This window comes from Variovorax sp. Soil_C_33 (assembly GCF_057656935.1).
This window is the reverse complement of record NZ_JBDGJK010000006.1, coordinates 239,006-264,201: the sequence shown is the minus strand read 5'-3', so window position 1 is coordinate 264,201 and position 25,196 is coordinate 239,006. Positions and strand designations below refer to the sequence as shown.

The window sequence follows — 25,196 nt, the reverse complement described above, 5'->3', positions numbered from 1 at the left end:
TCAGTTCGACTGGCGCCTGAAAGCCCCTTGGGCCGTGGCGATGACGGTGCCGTCGTCGGCGACCAGCTCGGCGCTCGCGAAGTAGACGCGCCTGCCGCCGCCCGTCACGCGCCCGCGCGCCTGGACTTCGCCCCGATTCGCGCGGGCGAGATAGCTGATCGAGAGCGTCAAGGTCAGCGCATTGACCGGCGCCGCTTCGCCGTGCGTCATCAGTCCGGCGTAGCCGCAGGCCGCATCGAGCAGGGTGGCGGTCACGCCGCCCTGAAGGCTGGCCTGGCGGTTGAGATGCCGGGCTTCGAGCGCGAGCGCCAGGCTGCATCGGCCGGGGTGCCATTCGACGAGCCGGATGCCCAGGTGCTCGAGCAGCGGGTTGTCGAGCTGCAACGCAGGATCGGCGCTCATTGCTCGATCTTCAGCTTGAGTTCGCTGACCAGGCGCGCCCAGCGAAGCAGATCCTGGTCGAGCAGTTGCCTGGCCTCTGCGGGACTGGACGAGCGGGTCTCGAAGCCCTGCTTGGCCAGGCGCGCCTGGAGCTCGGGGGTCTTGAGCGCTTCCACCACCGCGGCATTGAGCTTGTCGACGACCGGCTTCGGCGTTCGCGCCGGCGCGAGCAGGCTGTACCAGAGCGAGGCCTCGTAGTTCTTGAAACCAACCTCGCCGAAGGTCGGAAGCTGCGGCAACGCGGCCGACTTGGCCTGCCCCGCGATGCCGAGCGCGCGCAGCTTGCCGCTCTCGATGAAGGGGAGCACCGAGGCCATGGTGCCGAAGGCCAGCTGCACCTGCCCGCCGATCACGTCGGCGATGGCCGGCGCGGTGCCGCGGTAAGGCACGTGGACCAGCTGCGTCTTCGCCATGTTGGCGAACACCTCGCCCGCCAGGTGCTGCGGCGTGCCGTTGCCGGGGCTGCTGTAGGTCAGCTTGCCGCTGTGGGCCTTGGCGTACTGAACGAACTCGGCGAGCGTCCGGTAGGGCTCGGCCGGATGGGCCACCAGCACGATCGGCACCGAGGCCAGCAGGCTGACCGGCGCGAAGTCCCTTTCCAGCTTGAAAGGCGTCTTGACGCCGATGGCCGGATTGATCGTCACCTGGTTGGAAGCCAGCAGCAAGGTATGGCCATCGGCCGGCGCACGCGCCACGATGTCGGTGCCGAGGTTGCCGCCCGCCCCCGGCCGGTTGTCGACCACCACGGCCTGGCCGAGGATTTCCGCCAGGCGCGGAGCGACGGCGCGCGCCAGGATGTCGTTGCCGCCGCCGGGCGCGAACGGCACCACGAGCGTGATCGCCTTCGCCGGATACGGTGGCTGCTGCGCATGGGCGAGCGGCCAGCTGCAGAACGCGGCGGCCACGGCCGCGAGCGCCAGCAACGAACGGCGGTGCGTGGGATGAGTCTTCATGCGTGTCTCCTGGGATCGATGTTCAGCGCCCCACATAGCGAGGCGTGCGTTTCTCGGCGAAAGCCCTTCGGCCCTCGATGCGGTCTTGCGTATCTCGCAGCACGCCCCAGTACAGCTCGGTGAGCTGCTGCGCGTCGGCTTCGGCGAGGTGCGCCGTCTGGCGCGCCAGCTTCTTCACGGCCTGCACCGCGAGCGGCGCGTTGCCGGCGATGCGCCGCGCCAGCGCGAAGGCGCGGTCGAGCAGCGCGGCGGGTTCTTCCACGAGCTCCGACACCAGCCCGATGCGCGCGGCGGTGCTCGCATCGATGCGCTGCGCCGTCAGCACCATCTGCATCGCGTGCGCGGAAGGGACTGCCTTGAGCAGGCGGTGCAGGCCGGACACTGCCGGGATCGAGCCGACGGCCGTCTCCGGCAAGCCGAAGCTCGCGCGGGCCGAAGCGATGCGCAGGTCGCACTGCAGCGCCAGCTCTAGCCCGGCGCCCAGGCAATGGCCGTTGACGGCCGCAATGAGCGGCTTGAACAGGCAGAGCTCGCCCAGGTCCATGAGCCGGATGTACAGGCCCATGTCGGCTGCCGGCGCGGACGCGCGGAACAATGCTTCGGCATAAGGTGCAGGCGATGTCTGCGTGCCCTTGAGATCGGCGCCGGCGCAGAAGGCCTTGCTTCCCGCGCCGGTGAGGATCGCGACGCGCAGGTCGTCGCGGTCGCGCACCTCGACCAGGCAGCGGCGCAGTTCGCGCAGCGCCGAAAGGTCCAGCGCATTCAGCGCCTCGGGGCGGTCCAGCGTGATCAGCGCCACCTGGTCTTCGACGTCCAGACGAACGGTCATACGGTGCTCCTAGACGCTGGGCGAGGACAGGCTGCGGCCGCCGCAGACATAGAGGGTCTGGCCGGTCACATAGGACGCCGCCGGATCGAGGAAGAACTCGACCGCCAGCGCGATGTCGTCCGCCGTGCCGATGCGGCGCACCGGCACCGAATCCTTGAGCCGCGCCTGCACCTCCGGCGCGAAGTTGCGGAACAGCGGCGTGTCGACGATGCCGGGCGCCACCGCGTTGACGGTCACGCCCTTGGCGGCGAACTCGATGGCCAGGCTGCGCGTCAGGCTCACCACGCCGCCCTTGGCCGCCGAGTAGTTGGCCTGGCCGAAGCCGCCGAGCCAGGCGCGCGAGGACAGGTTGACGATGCGGCCGAAGCCGCGCTCCACCATGCCCGGCAGCGCCGCGCGGCAGCAGACGAACTGCGACCGCAGGTTGGAGTCGATGACGATGTCCCAGTCCTCGTCGGTCATCTTCAGGAAGCGCGTGTCGCGCACCGCACCCGCGTTGTTGACGAGGAAGTCGACGCGGCCGGCGCTGGCGAGAATCCTGGCGAAGGCCGCATCGACGGCCCTGGAGTCGGTCAGGTCCACCGCAACGCCCATGGCCTTGTGCCCGCCTTGCTGCAGGGCGGACACCGCGGCGTCGAGGGCTGCGCCATCGCGGTCGAGCAAGGCGACGGCAAGGCCTTGGGCAGCGAGCCGGCTCGCGATGCCGAGGCCAATGCCGCGGGCGGCGCCGGTGACCACGGCCACGTGTTCGGGGTTGAATCTGCTTTCGCTCATCTCACGCTCCCAGCAGGTGAACGGAGGACGCCGCATGGTCGACGCCGGCAATGCCGCCGCCGGTGCACTGCGCGAGGCCGACCTTCGCACCTTCGACCTGGCGCGCGCCGGCGCAGCCTTGCAGCTGCCACATCAGCTCGACCATCTGCGCGACGCCGGTGGCGCCGAGCGGGTGGCCCTTGGCGAGCAGACCGCCGCTGGGGTTCACCGGCACGCGGCCGCCCAATCGCGTGGCGCCGGATTGCAGCAAGGCAACGGCCTCTCCGCGCGGCGCGAGACCCAGGGCCTCGTAGTACAGCAGTTCGGCGATGGTGAAGGCGTCGTGCAGTTCCACCACGTCGAGGTCCTGGGGGCCGAGGCCGGCCTGTTCGTAGGCTTGGCGGGCCGCGCGTGCGGTGATCTCGGCATCGAGGATGTCGTCCTCTGCCCGTTCGCGAATGCCCGACACCACCACGGAAGACAGCAGCTTCACCGGCGTGCGCCCTGCCGGGCGACGTGTGCGCAGCACCACGGCGGCCGCGCCATCGACCTGCGAAGGGCAGCACTGCAGCAGCGTCAGCGGGTCGGCGATCATGCGCGAGGCCAGCACCTCCTCGACCGTGGTCTCGGTGCGCTGCTGGGCGTACTCGTTCAGCGAACCGTGGCGGCGGTTCTTCACCGCGACGGCCGCCAGGTCGGCCGGCGTGGCAGATCGCTCATGCAGGAAGCGCGTGCCGCGCATCGCGTATACCGCCGGCAGCACCATGCCGGCCTTCGCGTAAAGCTCGGTCTTGTGGTCGTTGCGCTGCAGCGGGATGGTGCCGCCGCCGAGCGCGGTGAGTTGCTCGATGCCGAACACCAGCACCGTGTCGTACTGCTCGGCCAGCATGGCGTGCCGCGCCAGATGCACCGCCGTGGCACCGCTGGCGCAGGCGTTCTCGACGTTGTAGACCGGAATCCCGCCGAAGCCCAGGTCGCGGACGATGAGCTGGCCCAGGATCATGCCCCCGAGCACGTTGGCGCAGTAGATGGCCTGGATGTCGCGCGCCTCGACGCCCGCATCGTCCATGGCCTTCAGGATGGCCTGCTGCGCAAGCTCGGGCGCGAGCACGCCGGTGTGGCGGCCGAAGGGCGTCATGGCGCCGCCGGTGATGAAGATGTCGTTCATGCCGAGGCTCCTTCGACCGCCTCGAACACGTAGCCGAACTGCTCGTCCGGCACGGCGCGATAGCGCTCGCCGATGGCGGGGCGGGCCTTGCCCTGCAGCCGGCCGAAGATGCGCACGGGACCGGGCAGGTCCACGTAGCCGAGCGCGTAAGGCGCCAGCCCGCTCTTGGCGCCCGGATGGATGACGGTGAAGCTGTAGACCTCGCCGATCGAGTCCAGCGCGACCGGCGCGTGACGTGTTGCCAGCGGGGAAGCATCCGGCAGTGCAGGAAAAATCAGTTCGCCGGAATCGACGGCGCGCGATGCAAGCAGGCTGGGATCGGGGTCAGGACTCCACAGCGGGAAGGGGGCGGTGTACATAGGTCTCCTTGTGACCGACGCCGCGGAGATGGCGTCGGGATGGAGCTATGGTTGTCTTTTGCGCCCGCGCCGACAAACGACTTCTATGGCCTGACCGCTTGAGAAAATCTCAACTGAACGGCGCGAACCGGCCCCAAGCCGCTTGCACCGGCGGCACCACCCGCATCCCCCCGGTGCACCTCCGATTCGCCGTGCTTCGCCAGCAGCTGCATCAGGTGCTTGCGGATCAGCATGCCGGGCCGGTCGGACTCCATCGAGTACTCGACGCCGCGGCGACGCGTGTCGACCAGCGCGTCGGGGTCGGTCGATTCGAGGATGTCCTTGTCCTCGCGCGTGATCTGCGCGTCGAAGTCGATCAGCATCTGTGCCGGGCAGTCGGCCTCGGCGTCGTTGCGGAACAGCCATTGGCACAGCTGCATGCGGCCGTCGTCGATGGGCGTGAAGCAGTTGATGATGATGTGGCGGATGCCGGAGGGATATTCGATGTCGAGCCGGCGCGAGAAGGGCAGGAAGTAGGCGTTGCGCATGTGGCGCGTGGTGATCGGGTCGGCGACGCCGCTGACGGCGTGGAACCTGGCCGGGTTGGTCGCCTCGATCACGGTCTCGGCGTGGAAGCCGCTCTCGTTCTCGACCAGCTCGTACCTGCTCGGCTTCGGGCTCGCGGCCACGCCGAAGGTGGCGCGGTGCACGAAGCTGAAATGCGAGTTGTCGAAGGAGTTCTCGAGCGCGCGCATCGGGCTGGTCTGCCACTCCTCGTAGAACTGGAAGATGGTGCGGTAGGCGGGATCGCCGAACTCGGGAATCTGCGGAATCTCCGCGATCGGGTGTTCCAGCGCGACCCAGACATAGCCGTAGCGCGCGCTGCAGTGATAGGCCGTGGTTTTGTACTCGGGCGAGATCTTGCGCTCGGCCTCGTATTGCGGGATGCGGATCACCTGGCCGCTGCGGTCGTAGGTCCAGCCGTGGTAGCCGCACTGGATGGCGCCCTGCGCGCAGGCCTTGCCTTCGGCGTCGACGCACCAGCCCTTCGACAACCGGGCGGTGCGATGGCAGCAGCGGTCGCGCAGAGCGGCAGGTTGCCCATCGGCATCGAGAAAAAGAACGATGTTCTCGCCCAGCAGCGTGAAGGGTCTGGGCCCCTGCCGAAGATCGGCGAGCGGCATGACGGCATGCCAGAACTTGCGGAAAACGGGTTGCTGCGTGACGAGCATGAAAAAACTCCTTCGGTGGCGTGTGGGGGCACATGAAAGAGCAATTTCCCGCCGCGGCCCTCGCTGATGGCGAGGTCGGACTGAACGCTTCTACTCTGCGCAGACCTGGATGCAAGTTGCGCGCCCGGATTGTCTCGCAGACACTGGCATGCGTCATGCATTTGTCATACCAAAGCGGTAAGCATTTCGGGGCGCTCGCCCCGCCGCAGTGCACCGCACTTAATATCCCAACATGAGTCCCCTTTCCCTTTCCAGCGAAGTCGAACTCGACGAGCGCGACGGCCGCTACCTGCGCAAGGCCATCGTCTGGTCGCATGCGGCGCGCCGCCGCGGCAACCGGCCCTTCGGCGCGGTGGTGGTTTCGGCCGCCGGCGAGGTGCTGGCCGAGGCCTACTGCAACACGGCCGAGACCGGCGACGTCACCGGCCATGCCGAGACCAACGCCGTGCGCGCGCTCGGCGAACGCGGGCTGTCGCGCGAGGAACTGGCCGGCGCCACGCTCTATTCGTCGGCCGAGCCTTGCGTGATGTGCGCCGGCGCGATCTTCTGGTCCAACATCGGCCGCGTGGTGTTCGGCATCGACGCCGAGCGGCTGCGCGTGTTCCGCGGCGAGCGCCCCGAGCAGCGCGATGCCGAGCTCTCGTGCCGCGATGTGTTCCAGGCCTCGTCGCATCCCATCGAATGCATCGGCCCGGCGCTGCTCGACGAAGCCATTGCAGCGCACGTGGGAGCGTGGAAGACCTGAGCCTGCTCTTGCTGTCCAATACCGGCATGCAAAGCCCGCACGACGCAGAACACCGCCTCAACGAACTGGAGATCAAGGCCAGTTTCACCGAAGACCTGCTGGACCAGTTGAACCTGACCCTCTACCGGCAACAGCAGCAGATCGACAGCCTGATCCTTCAGGTCACACAGCTTCGGCAGCAGAGTCCCGACCCCGGAGCCGGCGCAGCACGCAACCTGCGCGACGAGTTGCCGCCTCACTACTGAAGGCCCGATCCGCATCCCTACACTAGCCCCATGCCATGGCACGCGCGACTGGACCTCGCCTACAACCTCGAACACCCGCGCAGCGTCGCACGCTTTCGCCATGAAGGCCCGCTGCGCATCCTGCAAAGCCTCTATCCCGAGGGCGATGCGGTCTGCCACAACGTGCTGGTGCATCCGCCCGGCGGGCTGGTGGGCGGCGACACGCTCGACATCGCGGTGCGTGCCGCCGCCGGCAGCCATGGGCTCATCACCACGCCGGGCGCCACGCGCTTCTATCGCTCCGAGGGCGAGCTCGCGCTGCAGCGCACCGAGCTCGCGCTCGAAGCCGGCGCGCGGCTCGAATGGCTGCCGCTCGAAGCCATCTGCTACAGCGGCTGCCGCGCCGAGAACCGCCTGATCCTGCGCGCCGCGGAAGGCGCGGAGCTGATCGGCTGGGACGTGACGGCGCTGGGCCTGCCCGGCGCCGGCAAGCCTTTCGAGCTCGGCAGCCTGCAGCAGCACATCGAGGCGCCGGGCGTGTGGCTGGAACGCGGCCGCGTCGATGCGGCCGACCGGCGCCTGCTGCAGAGCCCGATCGGCCTGGCCGGGCACCGCTGCATCGCGTCGATCTTCTTCGTCGCGGGCTCGCCGATCGCGCGTGCGCGGCGCGACGCGGCGCTCGAGGTCGCGCGCGCGCTCATCGATGCGCACCCCTTGCGCGAAAGCACCGGTGCGACGAGCCCGCATGCCGAAATCATCGTGCTGCGCGCGCTCGCGCCGGTGGTCGAGCCGGCCATGCAGCTGCTGCGGCAGGTGTGGCAGGCATGGCGCGCCGAGCTCTGGCAGATGACGGGTACGCCGCCGCGCATCTGGGCGATGTAGGGGCCTCGTCCGACGAGGCGGCCCGGCAGGTCTGCCTAGACTGCCGGGCGATGCAAGAACAAAGCACGACCCCGGCCGGCAGCGACATCCCGGCCCGTCTCGACCGCCTGCCCTGGTCGCGCTGGCACTGGCGCGTGGTGATCGCGCTCGGCGTGGCCTGGGTGCTCGACGGGCTCGAGGTCACGCTGGTGGGCTCGATCGGCGGCGTGCTCGAGCGGCCCGACACGCTGGGCTTGAGCGCCGCGCAGATCGGCTGGTCGGGCTCGCTCTACGTCGGCGGCGCGGTGATCGGCGCGCTGCTGTTCGGCCGGCTCACCGACCGGCTGGGCCGCAAGAAGCTGTTCCTGACCACGCTCGCGGTCTATGCGCTGGCCACGCTGGCGACCGCCTTCTCGCCCGACTTCGCCTTCTTCGCGCTGTGCCGCTTTCTCACCGGCCTAGGCATCGGCGGCGAGTACGCGGCCATCAACTCGGCCATCGACGAGCTGATCCCGGCACGTGTGCGCGGGCGCGTGAACCTGGCCATCAACGGCAGCTTCTGGATCGGCGCGGCGCTCGGCGCCGGGTTGAGCCTGTGGCTGCTCGATCCGCAGGTGCTGGGTCCGGTCTGGGGCTGGCGCGTGGGCTTCGGCCTCGGCGCGCTGCTGGCCGTGGCGATCCTGCTGGTGCGGCGCAACGTGCCCGAGAGCCCGCGTTGGCTGATGGCGCATGGCCGGGCCGAAGAGGCCGAGCTCATCGTTGCGGGCATCGAGGCCGAGATCGCTGCGCAGCAGGGGCCGCTCGCACCCGCCGTCGGCAGCGTGCACTATGGCAGCCGCGCAAGCCCCGGCTGGCGCGAGGTCGCGCACGTGCTGCTCTCGCGCTACCCGCAGCGCAGCATGGTGGCGCTGGCACTGATGATTTCGCAGGCCTTCTTCTACAACGCGATCTTCTTCACCTACGCGCTGGTGCTAACGCGCTTCCACGGCGTGGCCGAGGGCAAGGTGGCCCTCTACATCTTTCCGTTCGCGCTCGGCAACGTGCTGGGGCCGTTGCTCTTGGGGCCGCTGTTCGACCGCGTGGGCCGGCGCCGCATGATCGCGCTGACCTATGTGCTCTCGGGCGTGGGCCTGGCGCTGACCGGCTGGGCCTTCATGCAGGGCTGGCTCGATGCGCGCAGCCAGGCGCTGTGCTGGTCGGCCGTGTTCTTTCTCGCATCGGCCGCGGCCAGCTCGGCCTATCTCACGGTGAGCGAGGTGTTTCCGCTGGAGATGCGCGCGATCGCGATCGCGATCTTCTATGCCGTGGGCACCGGCGCCGGCGGCTTCGTGGCGCCGGTGCTGTTCGGCGCCTTGATCGAAACCGGCAGCCGCGGCGCCGTCGCCGTGGGCTATGCGATCGGCGCGGCCCTGGTCATCGTGGCCGGGCTGCTCGCGCTGCGCTGGGCGGTGAATGCGGAGCGCAGGCCGCTGGAGGACGTGGCGCCGCCGCTGGGCTCAATGCCCGGCAGGGGCGACGGCTGAGAGCGGCGGCTTGGCCATGTCGTGCGACAAGGTCGGATGGCCGGCCTCCACCCACGCTTCGAGCCCGCCGGCCAGCGGCCGCGCGCGCACGAAGCCACGCGCCATCAAGGCCTGCGCGGCCAACGCGGCCGACACCTCGTTGGGGCAGTTGCAGTACAGGATGATTTCGCGCCCCCTGTCCTCGAAAGGCAGTTCCGCTCGCCGCTGCTGCAAGGCCTTCAGCGGGATCGGCAACGCGCCCGGGATGCGACGCGGATCGACCTGCACGCCGGCCTCGCCGCGCACGTCGACCACGAGCGGCGGTGCCTCGCCTTCCATCAGAGCAAGCAGTTCGTCGATGGTGGCGCGCGGCATGCGGGTGATGCGGAGCATGGCGCGGCGGCGCCACCAGCGCAGCGCCAGCATGGCGGCCAGCACGAGCACCAAGGCCGCGGTCGCGGCGCTGCCGGCATTGGCCAGCGCCTCCAGCACCGCCTCGATCTGCTCGCGGAACAGCCAACCCAGGCCAAGGAACACGCCGGCCCACAGCAGTGCGGCGGCTGTCTCGAAGACCAGGAAGCGCGGCGTGGACATGCCCAGCGCTCCGGCCATCGGCGGCGCCACCACCGAAACGCCGGGCACGAACTTGGCGGCCACCAGCGACAGGCCGCCCCAGCGGCCGATCAGCGTTTCGCTGCGCCGCACGCAGGAGTCCGGCGAGATCGAGATCTTGCAGAGCAGCCGCATGAAGCGGTAGCCGTAAGTGCGCCCGGTGTAGAACCAGACGCCGTCGCCCAGCACGTTCGCGAGCACCGCGGCCAGCACCATGGCCGCCAGCAGTGCCGGCTCCGACACGGCCGCCAACCCGCCCGCCACCACCAGCACCGGGGCGGCCGGCACCGGCAAGCCGACGCGGGCCGCGAAGCTCACGACGAACACCACGGCGATCGCGTGGTCGACCATCAGAGCGATCAGTTGCTGCATGCCCGGAGCGTACCGCCATCGGACACGGCCGGCCTGCGCGCGCTCAGATCGCGACCAGCTGCCGCACGCCCTGCGCTTCCATGTCCTTGCCGAGACCGCGTGCGATCACCTCGCCGCGCTCCATCACGAGGTAGTCGTCGGCCAGTTCCTGCGCGAAATCGTAGTACTGCTCGCACAGCACGATCGCCATGTCGCCGCGCTCGGCCAGCATGCGGATCACGCGGCCGATGTCCTTGATGATGCTGGGCTGGATGCCTTCGGTCGGCTCGTCGAGGATCAGCAGCTTGGGGTTGGGCGCAAGCGCACGCGCGATGGCGAGCTGCTGCTGCTGCCCGCCCGAGAGATCGCCGCCGCGGCGGCCCCGCATCTGCTTGAGGACCGGGAAGACTTCGTAGAGCTCGGGCGGCACGGGCGTCGAGCCCGGCCTGTAGGCCAGGCCCATGCGCAGGTTCTCCTCGACCGTGAGGCGGGCGAAGATCTCGCGGCCCTGCGGCACGAAGCCCATGCCGGCGCGGGCGCGGTCGTACGGCGTTTTCTTCTGGATCGGCACGCCGTCGAATTCGATGCTGCCGCTCTTGATCGGGACCAGGCCCATCAGGCACTTGAGCAACGTGGTCTTGCCGACGCCGTTGCGGCCGAGCAGCACGGTGACCTTGCCGGGACGGGCCTCGAAACTCACGTCGCGAAGGATGTGGGAGCCGCCATAGTACTGGTGGATGTTCTTGACTGAAAGCATGCTCACCTTCCCAGATAGACCTCGATGACGCGCTCGTCCGCCTGCACCTCGTCCAGCGTCCCCTGCGCCAGCACCGAGCCGTCGCACAGCACGGTCACGATTTCGGAGATGGTGCGGATGAAGCTCATGTCGTGCTCCACCACCATCAGCGAGTGCTGGCCCTTGAGCTTGAGGAAGAGCTCCGCGGTGCGCGCGGTCTCCTCGTCCGTCATGCCCGCCACCGGCTCGTCCAAGAGCAGCAGTTTCGGGTCCTGCATCAGGAGCATGCCGATCTCGAGCCACTGCTTCTGCCCGTGGCTCAGGTTGCCCGCCAGCCGCAGCACGCTGCTTTCCAGGTGGATGGTGCGCAGCACCTCGGCCAGCCGGTCGCTCTGCGCGGAATCGAGCCTGAACAGCATCGAGGCCTTCACGCCCTTGTCGGTCTTGAGCGCGAGCTCGAGGTTCTCGAACACGGTGAGGTGTTCGAACACGGTCGGCTTCTGGAACTTGCGGCCGATGCCGAGCTGAGCGATCTCGGCCTCCTTGTGGCGCAGCAGGTCGATGGTGCTGCCGAAGAACACGGTGCCTTCGTCGGGCCGCGTCTTGCCGGTGATGATGTCCATCATCGTGGTCTTGCCCGCGCCATTGGGGCCGATGATGCAGCGCAGCTCGCCCGGCGCGATGTCGAGCGAGAGCTTGTTGATGGCCTTGAAGCCGTCGAAGCTCACGCTCACGTCCTCGAGGTAGAGGATGCGGCCGTGCGTGGTGTCGACCTCGCCCGCCGTCGCATGGCGGCCGTAGCCGGCTTCGCGTCCGCCCGATTCGGTCAGCCTGGCGTGGTCGCCGTGGCTGTGCCGCGCGATGCGCTCCGCGCCCGCTTCCATCAGATCGGGCGTCATGCGCGGGCTCCCTTCGCTTCCACCGCCAGCGGCGCGAGCGCAGAAGGCTCGACGCCCTGACCGGCGGCCATGGCGCGCTGCGCCTCGCGCCGCCCTTCGCTCGGCGCCTTCTCCCTGGATGCCCATTTCTTGACCAAGCCCACGATGCCGTTCGGCAGGAACAGCGTGACAGCAATGAAAAGCGCACCCAGGAAGTAGAGCCAGTACTCGGGGTAGGCGACCGTGAGCCAGCTCTTGGCGCCGTTGACGATGAAGGCGCCGAGGATCGGGCCGATCAGCGTGGCCCGGCCGCCGACCGCGGCCCAGATCGCGATCTCGATCGAGTTGGCGGCGCTCATCTCGCCCGGATTGATGATGCCCACCTGCGGCACGTAGAGCGCACCGGCCACGCCGCACATGACGGCCGAGATGACCCAGATCGTGAGCTTGTAGGGCAGCGGGTTGTAGCCCGAGAACATCACGCGCGACTCGGCATCGCGAATCGCCTGCAGCACGCGGCCGAACTTGCTGGCGATCAGCCACTTGGCGAACAGGAAGAAGCCGAGCAGCGTGAGGCCGGTGAGAGCGAAGAGCGTCATGCGCATCTCCTGCGTCGCGATCGGCACGCCGAGGATGCGCTTGAAGTCGGTAAAGCCGTTGTTGCCGCCGAAGCCGGTCTCGTTGCGGAAGAACAGCAGCATCGCCGCGAAGGTCATGGCCTGCGTGATGATCGAGAAGTACACGCCCTTGATGCGCGAGCGGAAGGCGAAGAAGCCGAACACGAAGGCGATCAGGCCCGGAACCGCGACGATCAGCACCAGCGTGGCAACGAAGCTGTCGCTCAAGCTCCAGTGCCAGGGCAGCGTTTTCCAGTCGAGGAAGACCATGAAGTCCGGCAGCTCGCTCTTGTAGTTGCCGTCGCGGCCGATCTGGCGCATGAGGTACATGCCCATCATGTAGCCGCCCAGTGCGAAGAAGAGGCCGTGGCCCAGCGAGAGGATGCCGGTGTAGCCCCAGATCAGGTCCATGGCCAGCGCGCAGATGGCGTAGCACATGATCTTGCCGACCAGCGCCACCGCGTAGTCGCTCATGTGCAGCGGGCTGCCCGCGGGCACCAGCAGGTTGAGCACCGGCGCCAGCGCGCAGACGGCGATCAATGCGACGAAGAAGGCGGTCCAGCCCCTGCCGCTCAGGAGCGGGCCCTTGGAAGGAAGTGCGACTCGGGTCATGCCTCGGCACTCCGGCCTTTGACAGCGAAGATGCCCTGCGGCCGCTTCTGGATGAAGATGATGATGAAGACCAGCACCGCGATCTTCGCGAGCACTGCGCCGGCCCAGCCTTCGATGAACTTGTTGAGCACGCCCAGGCCCATGGCCGCATACACGGTGCCGGCGAGCTGGCCGACGCCACCCATCACCACCACCATGAAGGAATCGACGATGTAGCTCTGGCCGAGGTCGGGGCCGACGTTGCCGATCTGCGAGAGCGCGCAGCCCGCGAGCCCCGCGATGCCGGAGCCGAGCGCGAAGGCGTAGGTGTCGATGCGTGCCGTGTTCACGCCCATGCAGGAGGCGATCGGCCGGTTCTGGGTGACGCCGCGCACGAAGAGGCCGAGGCGCGTGCGGCCGATGAGCCAGGCCATCGCCAAGAGCACCAGCCCGGCGAAGATGACGATGCAGATGCGGTTCCAGGGCAGCGTCACATTGCTCAGCATCGTGAAGCCGCCGCTCATCCAGGCCGGGTTCTCGACGCCGACGTTCTGCGCGCCGAAGAGCGAACGCACCAGCTGCTGCAGCATCAGGCTGATGCCCCAGGTGGCGAGCAGGGTCTCGAGCGGGCGGCCGTAGAGGAAGCGGATCACGCCGCGTTCCAGCACCGCGCCGACCAGCGCCGAGGCCAGGAAGGCGACGGGAATCGCGGCCACCAGGTACCAGCCGAAGGCGGCTTCGGGCATGTAGCGCTGGAAGATGCCCTGCATCACGTAGGTGGCGTAGGCGCCGATCATCATCAGCTCGCCGTGCGCCATGTTGATCACGCCCATCAGCCCGTAGGTGATGGCGAGGCCCAGCGCGGCGAGCAGCAGCACCGAGCCGAGGCTGATGCCGCTGAAGACGGCGTTGATGCGGTCGCCCCAGACCAGCGCGCCGTCGATGCTGCGGATGGACGCATCGATGACAGCCTTGACCTCGGGGTCGGTCTCGTCGACAAGGCGCTGGTTGAGCAGCAGCTTGGTGTCGGGATTGCGGCTCTCGCCGAGCGCCTTGGCCGCGGCGATGCGCTTGGCCTTGTCGGCGCTGCTCAGCATGCTGGCGGCGCGCACCAGTTCGAGCTGGGCCTTGATCCTGGTGTTGGTCTCGGCGGCCAGCGCCTTCTCGACCAATGGGAGGCGCGACTCGTCGGGTTCCTTGAAGAGGGCCTGCGCGGCTTCAGCACGCACCGCTTCGTCCTTGCTCGTGAGCTTGAGCGCGGCCTGCGCGGCATCGAGTGCGCCGCGCATCAGGTTGTTGTTGACCACGTCCTCGGCGTTCTCGGGCAGCTTCTGCTCGGCGCCGGTGACCGGGTCGTAGGCCTTGTCGTCCTTGATGACGAACACGCGGTCTTCGGTGTACTTGACCGCATCGTCGGCCATCGCCTGGATGAAGGCCGAAGTCTTCTCGTCGGCCGTGGCGACGGCCTTGTTGAGTGCGGCGATGCGGGATTCGGAATCGCCCGAAGCGATGGCCTTCGCCTCGTCGGCGGTCAGCGCGTGGGCGGGGAGCGCGGCCAGCAGGAAGATCGCCGCCACGCATGAACAGATAGAGCGCATAAAAGGGTGCACGGCGTTCTTCAATTCCAGGAACACCGCGGATCCGGCTTTGCCGGTCCGCTGGTGTTGCCCCCTGAAAGGGGGTGTCTGAGCCACACGAAGTGGGCGAGGCTGGGGGTTAGAGAGATTTCCCGGCCGGCTGGTCCGGCTTCTTGTCGTTGCCTTCGATGTACGGGCTCCACGGCTTGGCCTTGACCGGGCCCGGCGTCTTCCACACCACGTTGAACTGGCCGTCGGCCTTGATCTCGCCGATGAACACGCTCTTGTGCAGGTGGTGGTTCTTCTCGTCCATCTTCGAGACGATGCCCGAAGGCGCGGTGAAGGTCTGGCCGGCCATCGCCGCGATCACCTTGTCGGTGTCGGTGCTCTTGGCCTTCTCGACCGCCTGCTTCCACATGTGGATGCCGATGTAGGTGGCTTCCATCGGGTCGTTGGTCAGCGGCTTGTCCTTGTGGCCGGCGATGTTCTTGGCCTTGGCGTAGTCGCTCCACTGCTTGATGAAAGCCGTGTTGGTCGGGTTCTTGATCGACATGAAGTAGTTCCACGCGGCCAGGTGGCCCACCAGCGGCTTGGTGTCGACGCCGCGCAGTTCCTCTTCGCCGACCGAGAAGGCGACCACCGGCACGTCCTTGGCCTTCAGGCCGGCGTTGCCGAGTTCCTTGTAGAAGGGCACGTTGGAGTCGCCGTTGATGGTCGACACCACGGCCGTCTTGCCGCCGGAGGAGAACTTCTTGATGTCCGCCACGATGGTCTGGTAGTCGCTGTGGCCGAAGGGCGTGTATTTCTCGTCGATGTCGGTGTCCTTCACGCCCTTGCTCTTGAGGTAGGCGCGCAGGATCTTGTTGGTGGTGCGCGGATAGACGTAGTCGGTGCCCAGCAGCACCCAGCGCTTGGCGCCGCCGCCGTCCTTGCTCATCAGGTAGTCGACCGCCGGGATGGCCTGCTGGTTGGGCGCCGCGCCGGTATAGAACACGTTCTTGCTGAGCTCTTCACCCTCGTACTGCACGGGGTAGAACAGGAGGCCGTTCATTTCCTCGACCACCGGCAGCACCGACTTGCGCGACACCGAGGTCCAGCAGCCGAAGATCACCGAGACCTTGTCCTGGCCGAGCAACTGCTTGGTCTTCTCGGCGAAGAGCGGCCAGTTGGAGGCCGGGTCGACCACCACGGGCTCGAGCTTCTTGCCAAGCACGCCGCCCTTGGCGTTGATCTCGTCGATCGCCATGAGCACGGTGTCCTTGAGCACGGTTTCCGAGATCGCCATGGTGCCCGACAGCGAGTGCAGCACGCCGACCTTGATGGTGTCGGCCGCGAAGGCCGGCACGGCGGACAAGCTGGCAAGCGCCACGGCGGCGGTGAGCGCCTTGAGGGTGAAACGACGTTGTTGCATGAAGACTCCTTCTCCTGTTGGTTGGAACGATGGAGGGAGTCTGCGGAATCGGTCACAGAGCGGGAATACGCCGGGTGGCGTACGGGGCCTCAGTTGAAGAACGCCCTCGCATAGTTGATCGGCGCATGGTCCGCCAGGTCGCGCAGCAGCACCGCGCCGTGGCGCCAGGCATGGTCGACCACATAGCGGGTGCGGCCCTGGGTGCGGTCGGCCTCGATGAAGCCGGCGTCCGGGTTTTGCAGGCACTCGCCGGCGCAGGTGATGTAGCTGGTGGCCCCCGCATGCGCATAGAGCGAGAACGCGGGCGGCAGTTGGGTCACGAGATCGCAGCCGTCGACCAGGCGCACGATCTCGACCCCGGCGAGGGACGCGACGAACTCGGTATTGCCCACGCGCGGCGAGCCCAGCGTGACCAGCAGGGTCGGCGGCAGCAGGGTCGCGATCAGCGTCGCGAGCGCGCCGCCAAGGCTGTGGCCGGCGAGGATCAAGGCGCTGCGGCCTGCAGCCTCGCCTTCCGCCCACTCGCGCACCGCGGGCCACAGGGCGCGCGCCGAACGCGCGAAGCCCGCGTGCACGCGGCCGCCGGCTTCGGGCCAGTCGACCTGGTGCGCCTGCAGGTTGGTCGCGTGATCGCGAATCTCGTCGGGCTGCGTGCCGCGGAATGCGACCAGCGCGCTGCCGTCGGCATGCAGCGCGGCAAAGGCGAAGCCGTGGGTCTCGGCGTGCGCGATGAGCGTCGGCGCACTGAAGCCGGCGTGGCGCAGCGCCTCGGTCAAACGCCGCCGCTCGGCCTCGGAAGTCTCGGCGCGGTAGTAGGCGAGCCGCGCGGCCTCGACAGCCCATTGCGTGGGCGTGTAGCTCCCGCCGGGCTCGAACAGCGTCTCGCGCCGCTCGGGCGAGTAGAGCGCGGTACGACTGGGGTCGTAAGAAACGCCGGGCATGGCGTCAGGCCGTCGCGGCCGCCTTGAACTGCTTGGCCGCAAAAGCCCAGATCAGGCGCGTGGCGTTCGGCCCGGCGGCGTCGCTGAAGGGCAGCCGCGGCGCCCCGCCGCTCCACGCATGGCCGAGGCCGGCCACTTGGCACAGCATCACGAAGGTGCGGCCGCTGCGCTTGAACTCGGTCACGCGCATCGCATGCCGCTTGCCGCGCTGCAGCGTGCGTTCGGCGCCGGGCTTGGCGGCGGTGGCCGTGGCCCAGACCTCCGCCGTGCTGCCCGCATTGCTGGCCGAAACCACGACGTCCGCGTCGCCATGCAGCACCAGCAGGGGCGGCAGCGTGGTGAAGACAGCCGCGGCGCCCATCGCCTTGCCGACCGCGGTCGCGGGCATGGGCGGCACGTGGCGCCCGCGCATCGCGCCCAGCGCGGTGGCCGGCGAGCGGGCGGCGCCTGGCGCCACGCCGGAGTGCATGGCCAGCGCCTTGAAGCGCACCGGATAGCGCGTCGCCAGCAGGGCGGCCATGCTGGCGCCGGCGGAGAGGCCGGCCACGGCGACGCGCTCGCGATCCACCGGATAGAGCGTGCACGCCTGGTCGAGCGCGGCCATCAGGGTCGCGGCTTCAGCGTCGGCCTTGCCGGAGCGCCGGTCGTACCAGTTCCAGCAGCCCTGCGGATGGGCCAGCCGGTCCTGTTCGGGGTAGAGCACGAAGAAGCGCTCGCGCGCCGCGAGCAGGTTCATGCGCGTGCTGACCGCAAAGTCGCGCCCGGTCTGTCCGCAGCCGTGCAGCATCACCAGCAGCGGCAAGCGTTCACCGCTCTGGAGATCGGGCGGCCGGTACAAGTGATAGCGGCGCGCGCCGCCGGGGCCGAGGGCCATGCCGGAAAGCCAGTCGCCGGGACCGCGCGGCGGCTTGAGCTGCTTGGCGGCGGCGCGCGTCACCTCTCCCGCGATGCGCGTGCCGCTGCGCAGCGTGGCATTGGTGAGCGCTTTCAGGCTGCGCTGGTAGGCGCGACTGAATGCCGAAGAAGCGAAGGTCGGGGGACGACGGGCCATGGTGCATGCATAGGCCGGATCCACCGGCCCAGCACACCTTAGCAGCTTCTGCGCCCAGCCTAGTACAGCTCGGGCACGTACATCGACTCCGGCACCGGCTGGCGCAGGTAGTCGGCATTGCGCACCCGCGCAGGCAGTTCGATGGGCGGGTGCGGCACTTCGTGGTAGGGCAGTTGGCCCAGCAGGTGGCTGATGCAGTTCAGGCGCGCCTTCTTCTTGTCGACCGCCTGCACCACCCACCAGGGCGCCTCGGGAATATGGGTGCGCTCGAGCATGGTCTCCTTGGCCTTGGTGTATTCCTCCCAGCGGCGGCGGGATTCCAGGTCCATCGGGCTCAGTTTCCACTGCTTGAGCGGGTCGTGGATGCGGCCCAGGAAGCGCATGTGCTGCTCCTCGTCGGTGATCGAGAACCAATACTTGATGAGCTTGATGCCCGAACGCACCAGCATGCGTTCGAAGTCCGGCACGGTGCGGAAGAACTCCTCGTACTCGTCGTCGGTGCAGAAGCCCATCACGCGCTCGACGCCGGCGCGGTTGTACCAGCTGCGGTCGAACAGCACGATCTCGCCCGCGGCCGGCAGATGGGCCACGTAGCGCTGGAAGTACCACTGCGTGCGCTCGCGGTCGTTGGGCGCCGGCAGCGCCGCCACGCGGGCCACGCGCGGATTGAGCCGCTGGGTGATGCGCTTGATCACGCCGCCCTTGCCCGCCGCGTCGCGGCCCTCGAACAGGATCACGACCTTCTGCCGGCTGTGCTGCACCCAGTCCTGCAGCTTGACGAGCTCGCCCTGCAGGCGGAAGAGCTCCTTGAAATAGGCCTGGCGCGCCGCCTTGTCGGCGGTGCGGCCCGATTCGAGCTCATCGAGGTTGCGGTCCTCGATCTCGAGCTCGAACTCCTCATCGTAGCTGTCGACCAGGTCGCGTGCGATGCGCTGCATCAGTTCTTCCTGGTCGCTGAGGTGGCTGGGAAGCGTCATGGTCGGCTCGAAACGGGAAAACCCCATGCTGCCCCGCCTGCATGACGAACACGTGACAGAAAAGGCGCATTCGGCGTGTCGTCACGATACTGACATATGAGGCGCACAGCATTCGAGGGATTCGCCTGCCTTCCGACCCTTGACGTTCTGAACCGCTCCGCCTTGCCCTCACCCCGGGATATCGCCACCGCATCGTATGGCGGAGACGAAGCGGGCCTGATCTGCGGCTATCTCTTCGACGCGGCGGCCGAAGAGCCGGCGCGCGCCATCGATTCGGCCGCCGCGGCCGCCTGGCTGCAGCAGGCCGAGCAGCCGAGCGGCGCCTTCCTGTGGCTGCACTTCAACCTGAGCCACGCGCAGGCCGAGCGGTGGCTGCAGCGGCACGCGGACCTGTCCGACACCTTCTTCGAGACGCTGAAGGACGGCCTGCACTCGACCCGCATCGAGCGCGCCGACGATTCGCTGATCGCGGTCATCAACGATGTGCATTTCGAATTCAGTTTCGAGCCCTCGGACATCTCCACCCTGTGGATCAGCGTCGGGCCGCGCCTGGTGGTGACGGCGCGCGCCAAGCCGCTGCGCTCGGTCGACGCGCTACGCACGGCGGTGAAGGCCGGCGATGCGCCGCGCTCCACCACCGAGCTGCTCGAACACCTGCTGCGCGTGCAGGCCGAGGTGCTGGTGAACATCGTGCGCGGCGTGACAGCGCGCATCGACACGATCGAGGACGAACTCCTGGCCGGCCGCCTCGACCACAAGCGCGCCCGGCTCGGCGCGATGCGCCGCCTGCTGGTGCGGCTGCAGCGCCTGCTGGCGCCCGAACCGGCGGCGCTGTTCCGGCTGCTGCAGCGCCCGCCGGCCTGGATAGCCGAGGCCGATGCCCAGGAACTGCGCGGCTCGACCGAGGAGTTCTCGGTGGTGCTGCGCGACATGGGGGCGCTGCAGGAGCGCATCAAGCTGCTGCAGGAAGAGATCGCGGCCAATGTCAACGAGGACAACAACCGCAGCCTGTTCGTGCTGACGGTGGTGACCGTGCTGGCGCTGCCGATCAACATCCTGGCCGGCCTGTTCGGCATGAACGTGGGCGGCATCCCGCTGGCCGAGGACAAGCACGGTTTCTGGTTGGTGGTGGCGATCGTGCTGAGCTTCACCGTGATCGCCGCCTGGGTCGCATTCCGCAAGAAACGCTGAAAGGACGAAAAGAATAAGATCGTGGCGTGTCTTCCATCCTCAATGCAGACCTGCACTGCCACTCCGTGGTGTCCGACGGCACCCTGACCCCCGAAGAGTTGGCGGCACGCGCCGCCGCCAATGGCGTCGAGCTCTGGGCCCTGACCGACCATGACGAAATCGGCGGCCAGCACCGCGCCGCCGCGGCAGCCCGCGCGCAGGGCATGAAGTACCTCACCGGCACCGAGATCTCGGTCACTTTCGCCGACGAAACGGTGCACATCGTGGGCCTGGGCTTCGACCCCGACGACGCGGCGATGAGCGAGGGCCTCTACGACACGCGCGGCGGCCGCGGCAAACGCGCGATGGAGATGTCCGAAGGCCTGGCCAAGGTCGGCATCCATGGTGCCTACGAAGGCGCGCTCAAGTTCGTCGGCAATCCCGAGCTCATCTCGCGCACGCATTTCGCCCGCTTCCTGGTCGAGCAGGGCCACTGCCGCGACACCAACGAGGTGTTCCGCAAATTCCTCACCGAAGGCAAGCCCGGCTACGTACCGCATCGCTGGGCCACGCTGAAGGATGCGGTGCGATGGATCACCGGTGCGAAGGGCCTGGCCGTCATCGCCCATCCCGGCCGCTACAAGTTCACGGCCAACGAGGAGTACGCCCTCTTCCTCGAATTCAAGGAGCACGGCGGCCGCGCGATCGAGGTCGTCACCGGCAGCCATTCGCCGGCCGAATACGTTGAATACGCCGACAAGGCGCTGGAGTTCGGCTTCGCCGCCTCGCGGGGCAGCGACTTCCACAGCCCCGACGAGAGTCATTGCGACCTGGGCAAACTTCCCTGGCTCCCCGGCAAGCTCACGCCGGTGTGGGAGCTGCTGGAGCACCGCATCCAGTGACCGGGCCGTCCACGAGCGGCGGCCTGGCTGCCCGGAAGAGCACGCGCGACATCGCATCCGAGCGCATCCTGGCCGGCATCGGGCTCGTGATCCTGGCCGTGGCCTGCTTCGCGACGCTTGACACCGCCACCAAGCTCTCGACCGCGGGTGTGCCGATCCTGATGGGCGTGTGGTTCCGCTACGCCTTCCAGGCGGTGGCGACCACGGTCGTGCTGCTGCCGAAGCACGGCACCGCGCTGCTGCGCACCCAGCATCCCAAGTACCAACTGCTGCGCGGCGCCCTGCTGCTCACGTCGAGCGTGCTGGCCTTCGTCAGTCTGCGCTACATGCCGCTGGCCGAATTCACCTCGGTGGTGCTGATCGCGCCGCTGGTCATCACGCTCCTGGCCGCCACCACGCTCAAGGAACAGGTCTCGCCGCTGCGCTGGGCGCTGGTGGCGGGCGGCTTCGCCGGCACGCTGGTCATCCTGCGGCCGGGCGGAGAGGCCTTCAGCTGGGCGGTGCTGCTGCCGATCGGACTGGTGCTCACCAATGCCTGGTTCCAGGTGCTGACCAGCAAGCTGGCGCAAACCGAGAATCCGCTCACGATGCACTTCTATACCGGCTGGGTCGGCACGCTGATCGCTTCGGTCGTCGTGCCTTTCGCCTGGACGGCGCTGCCGGGATGGCAATGGTGGGCGCTGCTGTGCCTGATGGGCTTCATGGGCACGGTCGGCCATTTCATCCTGATCCTGGCCTACCAGCGCGCGCCCGCCTCCACGCTCACGCCCTACCTTTACGCGCAGATCGCGTTTGCGATGCTGGGCGGCTGGCTCATGTTCTCGCAGGTGCCGGACCGGCTGTCGCTGATCGGCATCTCGATGATCGCGATCTGCGGCGCGGCCGGCGCCTGGCTCACGGTGCGCGAGCGCCGGGTGCCCATAGAGCCTGCGGAATCTTGAACCGGCAGAATGAATCATGGCCCAGTACTTCGAACTCCACCCCGACAACCCGCAGCAGCGCCTGCTCAAGCAGGCGGCAGCCTTGCTGGCGCGCGGAGAAATCGTCGCGGTGCCGACCGATTCGAGCTATGCGCTGGCCTGTCACCTGGACGACAAGGACGCGGTGGACCAGCTGCGCCGCATCCGCCAGGTCGACGAGAAGCACCACCTGACGCTGATCTGCCGCGACCTGAGCGAGCTTTCCAACTACGCGCGAGTCGACAACAAGCAGTACCGGCTGCTCAAGGCGGCCACGCCCGGGCCCTACACCTTCCTGCTCGAAGCCACCAAGGAAGTGCCGCGGCGCGTCAGCCATCCGCAGCGCAAGACCATCGGCCTGCGCGTGCCAGACCACCGGGTGCTGGGCGAACTGCTCATGCTGCACGGCGAGCCGCTGCTGGCCACCACGCTGATCCCGCCCGGCGAAACCGAGGCGCTCAACGATGCACAGCTGATCCGCGAGCGCTTCGAAAAGCAGATCGGCGCCGTGATCGACGCCGGCGCCTGCCCTTCGGAGCCGACCACGGTGGTCGACCTCACGCCCATGGGCACGGGCGGCGATCCGGTCCTGGTGCGCCAGGGCCGCGGCACGCTGGCGGTGCTTGGCCTTTGAGCCCGACCTCCCTGGCCGGTCTGAGACAATGGGTTGGTGGATATTTCAAACCTGATTCAAACCGTGCTGATCTACGCACTGCCCGTGGTCTTCGCGATCACGGTGCACGAGGCGGCCCACGGCTACGTGGCACGCTACCTCGGCGACAACACGGCCTACGTGATGGGGCGCGTGACGCTCAACCCGGTCAAGCACATCGACCCCGTCGGCACCATCCTGATGCCGCTCCTGCTGTATTTCGCGACCTCCGGCGCCTTCCTGTTCGGCTATGCCAAGCCGGTGCCGGTCAATTTCGGCCAGCTGCGCAACCCGAAGCGCGACATGATCTGGGTGGCGCTGGCCGGGCCGGCTTCGAATTTCATCCAGGCCATCCTGTGGGCGCTGTTGCTGGTCGGCCTGGTCGCCACCGGCGTCGATGAAACCTTTTTCATCAAGATGGCGCAAGGCGGCGTGCTGGTGAATCTCGTGATGTGGGCCTTCAACCTGTTTCCGCTGCCGCCGCTCGACGGCGGCCGGGTACTGGCCGGCCTCTTGCCGCGCGGCGGCGCGCAGGACTTCCTCGCGCGCATCGAGCCCTACGGTTTCTTCATCGTGATGGGCCTGGTCATCGCCGGCATCGTCAGCACCTGGTGGCTGCGTCCGCTGATGGGCTTCGGCTACCAGGCCATCAACCTGCTGATCTCGCCCCTCACGGCCCTGCTGCGCTGAGCTTTCTTCCATGGCAACGTCTTCCACCGCTCCCGTCCGCTTCCTCACCGGCATCACCACCAGCGGCACGCCGCATCTGGGCAACTACGTCGGCTCGGTGCGCCATTCGGTGCGCTTCAGCCGCCAGGCCCATGTGCAGAGCTTCTACTTCCTGGCCGACTACCACGCGCTGATCAAGGTCGACGAGCCGGCGCGCATCCAGCGCTCGACCCTCGAGATCGCCGCCAGCTGGCTGGCCTGCGGACTCGACCCGGAGCGCGTCACCTTCTACCGCCAGTCCGACATCGTCGAGATTCCGGAGCTCACCTGGTTCCTGACCTGCGTCACCGGCAAGGGCATGCTGAACCGCGCCCATGCCTACAAGGCGCAGATGGACAAGAACATCGCGCGCGGCGAGGACCCGGATGCCGACGTGAACGCCGGCCTCTTCATGTACCCGGTGCTGATGGGCGCCGACATCCTGTTGTTCAACGCCCACAAGGTGCCGGTGGGCCGCGACCAGGTGCAGCACATCGAGATGGCGCGCGACATGGCGCAGCGCTTCAACCACCTCTACGGCGAGCACTTCACGCTGCCCGAAGCCGAGATCGACGACGCGGTGGCCACGCTGCCCGGCCTCGACGGCCGCAAGATGAGCAAGAGCTACGACAACACAATCCCGCTCTTCACCCCACGCGCCCAGCTGCAGAAGCTCATCGCGGGCATCGTGACCGATTCGCGCGCGCCCGGCGAGCCCAAGGACACCGAGGGCTCGGCGCTGTTCCAGATCTACCAGGCCTTCGCCGACAGCGAGGAAACCGAAGCGTTGCGCAAAGCCTACGCCGACGGCATCGGCTGGGGCGATGCCAAGCAGATCCTGTTCGAGCGCATCGACCGCGAGATCGCACCGATGCGCGAACACTACGATGCCCTGCTCAATGATCCGGCGCAGATCGAGAAGATCCTGCTGGCCGGCGCCGAGAAGGCGCGAGCGCTTTCCCGCCCCTTCATGGCCGAGCTGCGCCATGCCGTCGGCTTACGCAATCTGGGGGCCGGGAGCCAGGGCACGGCCCGCAAGGCGGCCAAGGCCGCACGGCCGAGCTTCAAGCAATACCGCGAAAAAGATGGGCTTTTTTATTTCAAGCTGCTCGACGCGACCGGCGTACAACTGATACAAAGTCTGGGTTTCGCGTCGCCGCAGGAGGCGGGTCGGGCCATCGCCATGCTGCGCGAGCAGCGCGGCGCCGGACTGGCCCTGATCGCCGCACAGCTCGAACCGATCGACAATGCAGGCATGCGAACGGCAACGGAGGCCCTGGAAGCGCTTGCATCCGAGGCTGCAAACGAGAAGAACTAGGGAAGATCCCGCGCGATGACGACCGGCACCGCCGGCCAGCGCGCACACAGTGAGAAAAAAGTTATGAGTATTTATGTCATCGACGATCACCCCTTGATGCGCGACGCCATCGTGATGGTGCTGCGGCGCCTGCGGCCGGCCGAGAACATCGTGGAGCTGGAACGGCTCGACAAACTGGCCAGCGCCGTCAAGCAGCACGGCGCGCCGGGCCTGTTCTGCCTCGACCTGAAACTGCCCGATGTGACAGGCGTTTCAGGCGTGATCGCGGTGAAGCAGATCTACCCCGACGTTCCGGTCGCGGTCTACTCGGCTTCGCCGGCAGCCGACATGGAAGAGGCCTGCATCGAGGCCGGCGCCGACACCTACATCGAGAAGTCGGCCAGTTCCGCGGAGCTCACGGCCGCGCTGCGCGGCCTCCTGATGGCCGACACCGACGCCGAAGAGCCGGTGGCCGCCGCCAACAGCAAGCTCTCGAAGCGCCAGACCCAGCTGATCGCCATGCTCGACCAGGGCATGAGCAACCGCGACATCGCGACCGAGCTCGACATCAGCGAGCACACGGTGAAGGTCCACCTGTGGCGCCTGTTCCGGCGACTCGGCGTGAAGAGCCGCACCCAGGCGCTGCACCACGCACGCACCAACGGTCTGCTTTCGAGCAACAGTTAGCTCTCCCCCAGGCTTGCTCACTTCGTGTAGCCG

The 25,196-nt window shown here is 68.0% G+C and carries 27 protein-coding genes; 11 read left to right on the top strand and 16 right to left on the bottom strand.

Annotated features, from left to right (window positions below):
* The 7 genes from AC3A6B_RS12145 to AC3A6B_RS12115 form a co-directional block, all read right to left on the bottom strand.
* Complete coding sequence (locus AC3A6B_RS12145) at positions 1–402, bottom strand: PaaI family thioesterase (protein ID WP_487836948.1); 402 nt, start codon at positions 400–402, stop codon at positions 1–3.
* On the bottom strand, positions 399–1,394 hold the full coding sequence (locus tag AC3A6B_RS12140; RefSeq protein WP_487836947.1) for a tripartite tricarboxylate transporter substrate binding protein: 996 nt from the start codon (positions 1,392–1,394) through the stop codon (positions 399–401). The genes AC3A6B_RS12145 and AC3A6B_RS12140 overlap by 4 nt, the downstream gene beginning before the upstream one ends.
* Positions 1,395–1,416: 22 nt before the next feature.
* Positions 1,417–2,223, bottom strand: a complete 807-nt coding sequence (locus AC3A6B_RS12135; RefSeq protein ID WP_487836946.1) for an enoyl-CoA hydratase/isomerase family protein — start codon at positions 2,221–2,223, stop codon at positions 1,417–1,419.
* 9 nt (positions 2,224–2,232) lie between these two features.
* A complete protein-coding gene (locus tag AC3A6B_RS12130; RefSeq protein ID WP_487836945.1) occupies positions 2,233–2,997 on the bottom strand; it encodes an SDR family NAD(P)-dependent oxidoreductase in 765 nt (254 codons plus the stop codon).
* A 1-nt stretch (position 2,998) separates the two neighbouring features.
* Complete coding sequence (locus AC3A6B_RS12125) at positions 2,999–4,144, bottom strand: thiolase family protein (RefSeq protein WP_487836944.1); 1,146 nt, start codon at positions 4,142–4,144, stop codon at positions 2,999–3,001.
* The gene (locus tag AC3A6B_RS12120; RefSeq protein ID WP_487836943.1) at positions 4,141–4,503 is read right to left on the bottom strand and encodes a Zn-ribbon domain-containing OB-fold protein; all 363 of its coding nucleotides are present in this window, start codon (positions 4,501–4,503) and stop codon (positions 4,141–4,143) included. The genes AC3A6B_RS12125 and AC3A6B_RS12120 overlap by 4 nt, the downstream gene beginning before the upstream one ends.
* A gap of 83 nt (positions 4,504–4,586) precedes the next feature.
* A complete protein-coding gene (locus AC3A6B_RS12115) occupies positions 4,587–5,714 on the bottom strand; it encodes an aromatic ring-hydroxylating dioxygenase subunit alpha (RefSeq protein WP_487836942.1) in 1,128 nt (375 codons plus the stop codon).
* A gap of 232 nt (positions 5,715–5,946) precedes the next feature.
* Here AC3A6B_RS12115 and AC3A6B_RS12110 point away from each other — a divergent pair, with 232 nt between their 5' ends.
* Genes AC3A6B_RS12110 through AC3A6B_RS12095 form a run of 4 tightly spaced genes read left to right on the top strand, consistent with a single transcriptional unit; the run spans position 5,947 to position 9,067 of the window.
* Complete coding sequence (locus AC3A6B_RS12110) at positions 5,947–6,459, top strand: nucleoside deaminase (RefSeq protein ID WP_487836941.1); 513 nt, start codon at positions 5,947–5,949, stop codon at positions 6,457–6,459.
* Between the two features lie 26 nt (positions 6,460–6,485).
* Complete coding sequence (locus tag AC3A6B_RS12105; protein WP_487837006.1) at positions 6,486–6,704, top strand: SlyX family protein; 219 nt, start codon at positions 6,486–6,488, stop codon at positions 6,702–6,704.
* Positions 6,705–6,734: 30 nt separating this feature from the next.
* Complete coding sequence (locus tag AC3A6B_RS12100; RefSeq protein ID WP_487836940.1) at positions 6,735–7,565, top strand: urease accessory protein UreD; 831 nt, start codon at positions 6,735–6,737, stop codon at positions 7,563–7,565.
* 50 nt (positions 7,566–7,615) lie between these two features.
* On the top strand, positions 7,616–9,067 hold the full coding sequence (locus tag AC3A6B_RS12095; RefSeq protein ID WP_487836939.1) for an MFS transporter: 1,452 nt from the start codon (positions 7,616–7,618) through the stop codon (positions 9,065–9,067).
* On the opposite strand, the gene AC3A6B_RS12090 is transcribed toward AC3A6B_RS12095, so the two are convergent.
* From AC3A6B_RS12090 to ppk2, 9 genes are all read right to left on the bottom strand, one after another.
* Positions 9,041–10,030 (bottom strand): rhodanese-like domain-containing protein, encoded by a 990-nt coding sequence (locus AC3A6B_RS12090; RefSeq protein ID WP_487836938.1) that lies wholly within the window; start codon positions 10,028–10,030, stop codon positions 9,041–9,043. The two genes, AC3A6B_RS12095 and AC3A6B_RS12090, sit on opposite strands and share 27 nt — an antisense overlap.
* A 43-nt stretch (positions 10,031–10,073) precedes the next feature.
* On the bottom strand, positions 10,074–10,766 hold the full coding sequence (urtE, locus tag AC3A6B_RS12085; RefSeq protein ID WP_487836937.1) for an urea ABC transporter ATP-binding subunit UrtE: 693 nt from the start codon (positions 10,764–10,766) through the stop codon (positions 10,074–10,076).
* A 2-nt stretch (positions 10,767–10,768) separates the two neighbouring features.
* Positions 10,769–11,644, bottom strand: a complete 876-nt coding sequence (gene urtD, locus AC3A6B_RS12080; protein ID WP_487836936.1) for an urea ABC transporter ATP-binding protein UrtD — start codon at positions 11,642–11,644, stop codon at positions 10,769–10,771.
* A complete protein-coding gene (urtC, locus tag AC3A6B_RS12075) occupies positions 11,641–12,852 on the bottom strand; it encodes an urea ABC transporter permease subunit UrtC (RefSeq protein ID WP_487836935.1) in 1,212 nt (403 codons plus the stop codon). Before urtC ends, urtD begins: the two co-directional genes overlap by 4 nt.
* Positions 12,849–14,429, bottom strand: coding sequence for an urea ABC transporter permease subunit UrtB (urtB, locus tag AC3A6B_RS12070; RefSeq protein ID WP_487836934.1), 1,581 nt, complete (start codon positions 14,427–14,429; stop codon positions 12,849–12,851). Before urtB ends, urtC begins: the two co-directional genes overlap by 4 nt.
* Positions 14,430–14,547: 118 nt before the next feature.
* Positions 14,548–15,819 carry an urea ABC transporter substrate-binding protein gene (urtA, locus tag AC3A6B_RS12065; protein ID WP_487836933.1) on the bottom strand — a complete coding sequence of 424 codons (1,272 nt, stop codon included), beginning with the start codon at positions 15,817–15,819 and terminating at the stop codon, positions 14,548–14,550.
* An 89-nt stretch (positions 15,820–15,908) separates the two neighbouring features.
* Entirely contained in the window at positions 15,909–16,760 is an 852-nt protein-coding gene (locus tag AC3A6B_RS12060; RefSeq protein ID WP_487836932.1) for a lipase family protein, read from the bottom strand.
* 4 nt (positions 16,761–16,764) lie between these two features.
* Entirely contained in the window at positions 16,765–17,811 is a 1,047-nt protein-coding gene (locus AC3A6B_RS12055) for an extracellular catalytic domain type 1 short-chain-length polyhydroxyalkanoate depolymerase (RefSeq protein WP_487836931.1), read from the bottom strand.
* Between the two features lie 59 nt (positions 17,812–17,870).
* Positions 17,871–18,788, bottom strand: a complete 918-nt coding sequence (gene ppk2, locus AC3A6B_RS12050) for a polyphosphate kinase 2 (RefSeq protein ID WP_487836930.1) — start codon at positions 18,786–18,788, stop codon at positions 17,871–17,873.
* A 162-nt stretch (positions 18,789–18,950) separates the two neighbouring features.
* Between ppk2 and AC3A6B_RS12045 the strand changes: the two genes are divergently transcribed.
* The 7 genes from AC3A6B_RS12045 (at position 18,951) to AC3A6B_RS12015 (ending at position 25,163) form a co-directional block, all read left to right on the top strand.
* Positions 18,951–19,979: a transporter gene (locus AC3A6B_RS12045; protein ID WP_487836929.1), complete on the top strand. Its 1,029-nt coding sequence runs from the start codon at positions 18,951–18,953 to the stop codon at positions 19,977–19,979.
* A 26-nt stretch (positions 19,980–20,005) separates the two neighbouring features.
* On the top strand, positions 20,006–20,860 hold the full coding sequence (locus AC3A6B_RS12040) for a 3',5'-nucleoside bisphosphate phosphatase (protein WP_487836928.1): 855 nt from the start codon (positions 20,006–20,008) through the stop codon (positions 20,858–20,860).
* A complete protein-coding gene (locus AC3A6B_RS12035; protein ID WP_487836927.1) occupies positions 20,857–21,801 on the top strand; it encodes a DMT family transporter in 945 nt (314 codons plus the stop codon). Before AC3A6B_RS12040 ends, AC3A6B_RS12035 begins: the two co-directional genes overlap by 4 nt.
* Positions 21,802–21,817: 16 nt before the next feature.
* Positions 21,818–22,453, top strand: a complete 636-nt coding sequence (locus AC3A6B_RS12030) for an L-threonylcarbamoyladenylate synthase (protein WP_487836926.1) — start codon at positions 21,818–21,820, stop codon at positions 22,451–22,453.
* A 36-nt stretch (positions 22,454–22,489) separates the two neighbouring features.
* A complete protein-coding gene (locus AC3A6B_RS12025) occupies positions 22,490–23,161 on the top strand; it encodes a site-2 protease family protein (protein WP_487836925.1) in 672 nt (223 codons plus the stop codon).
* A 10-nt stretch (positions 23,162–23,171) separates the two neighbouring features.
* Positions 23,172–24,497, top strand: coding sequence for a tryptophan--tRNA ligase (locus AC3A6B_RS12020; RefSeq protein WP_487836924.1), 1,326 nt, complete (start codon positions 23,172–23,174; stop codon positions 24,495–24,497).
* 63 nt (positions 24,498–24,560) lie between these two features.
* On the top strand, positions 24,561–25,163 hold the full coding sequence (locus AC3A6B_RS12015; RefSeq protein ID WP_487836923.1) for a response regulator transcription factor: 603 nt from the start codon (positions 24,561–24,563) through the stop codon (positions 25,161–25,163).
* Positions 25,164–25,196 lie beyond the last annotated feature (33 nt).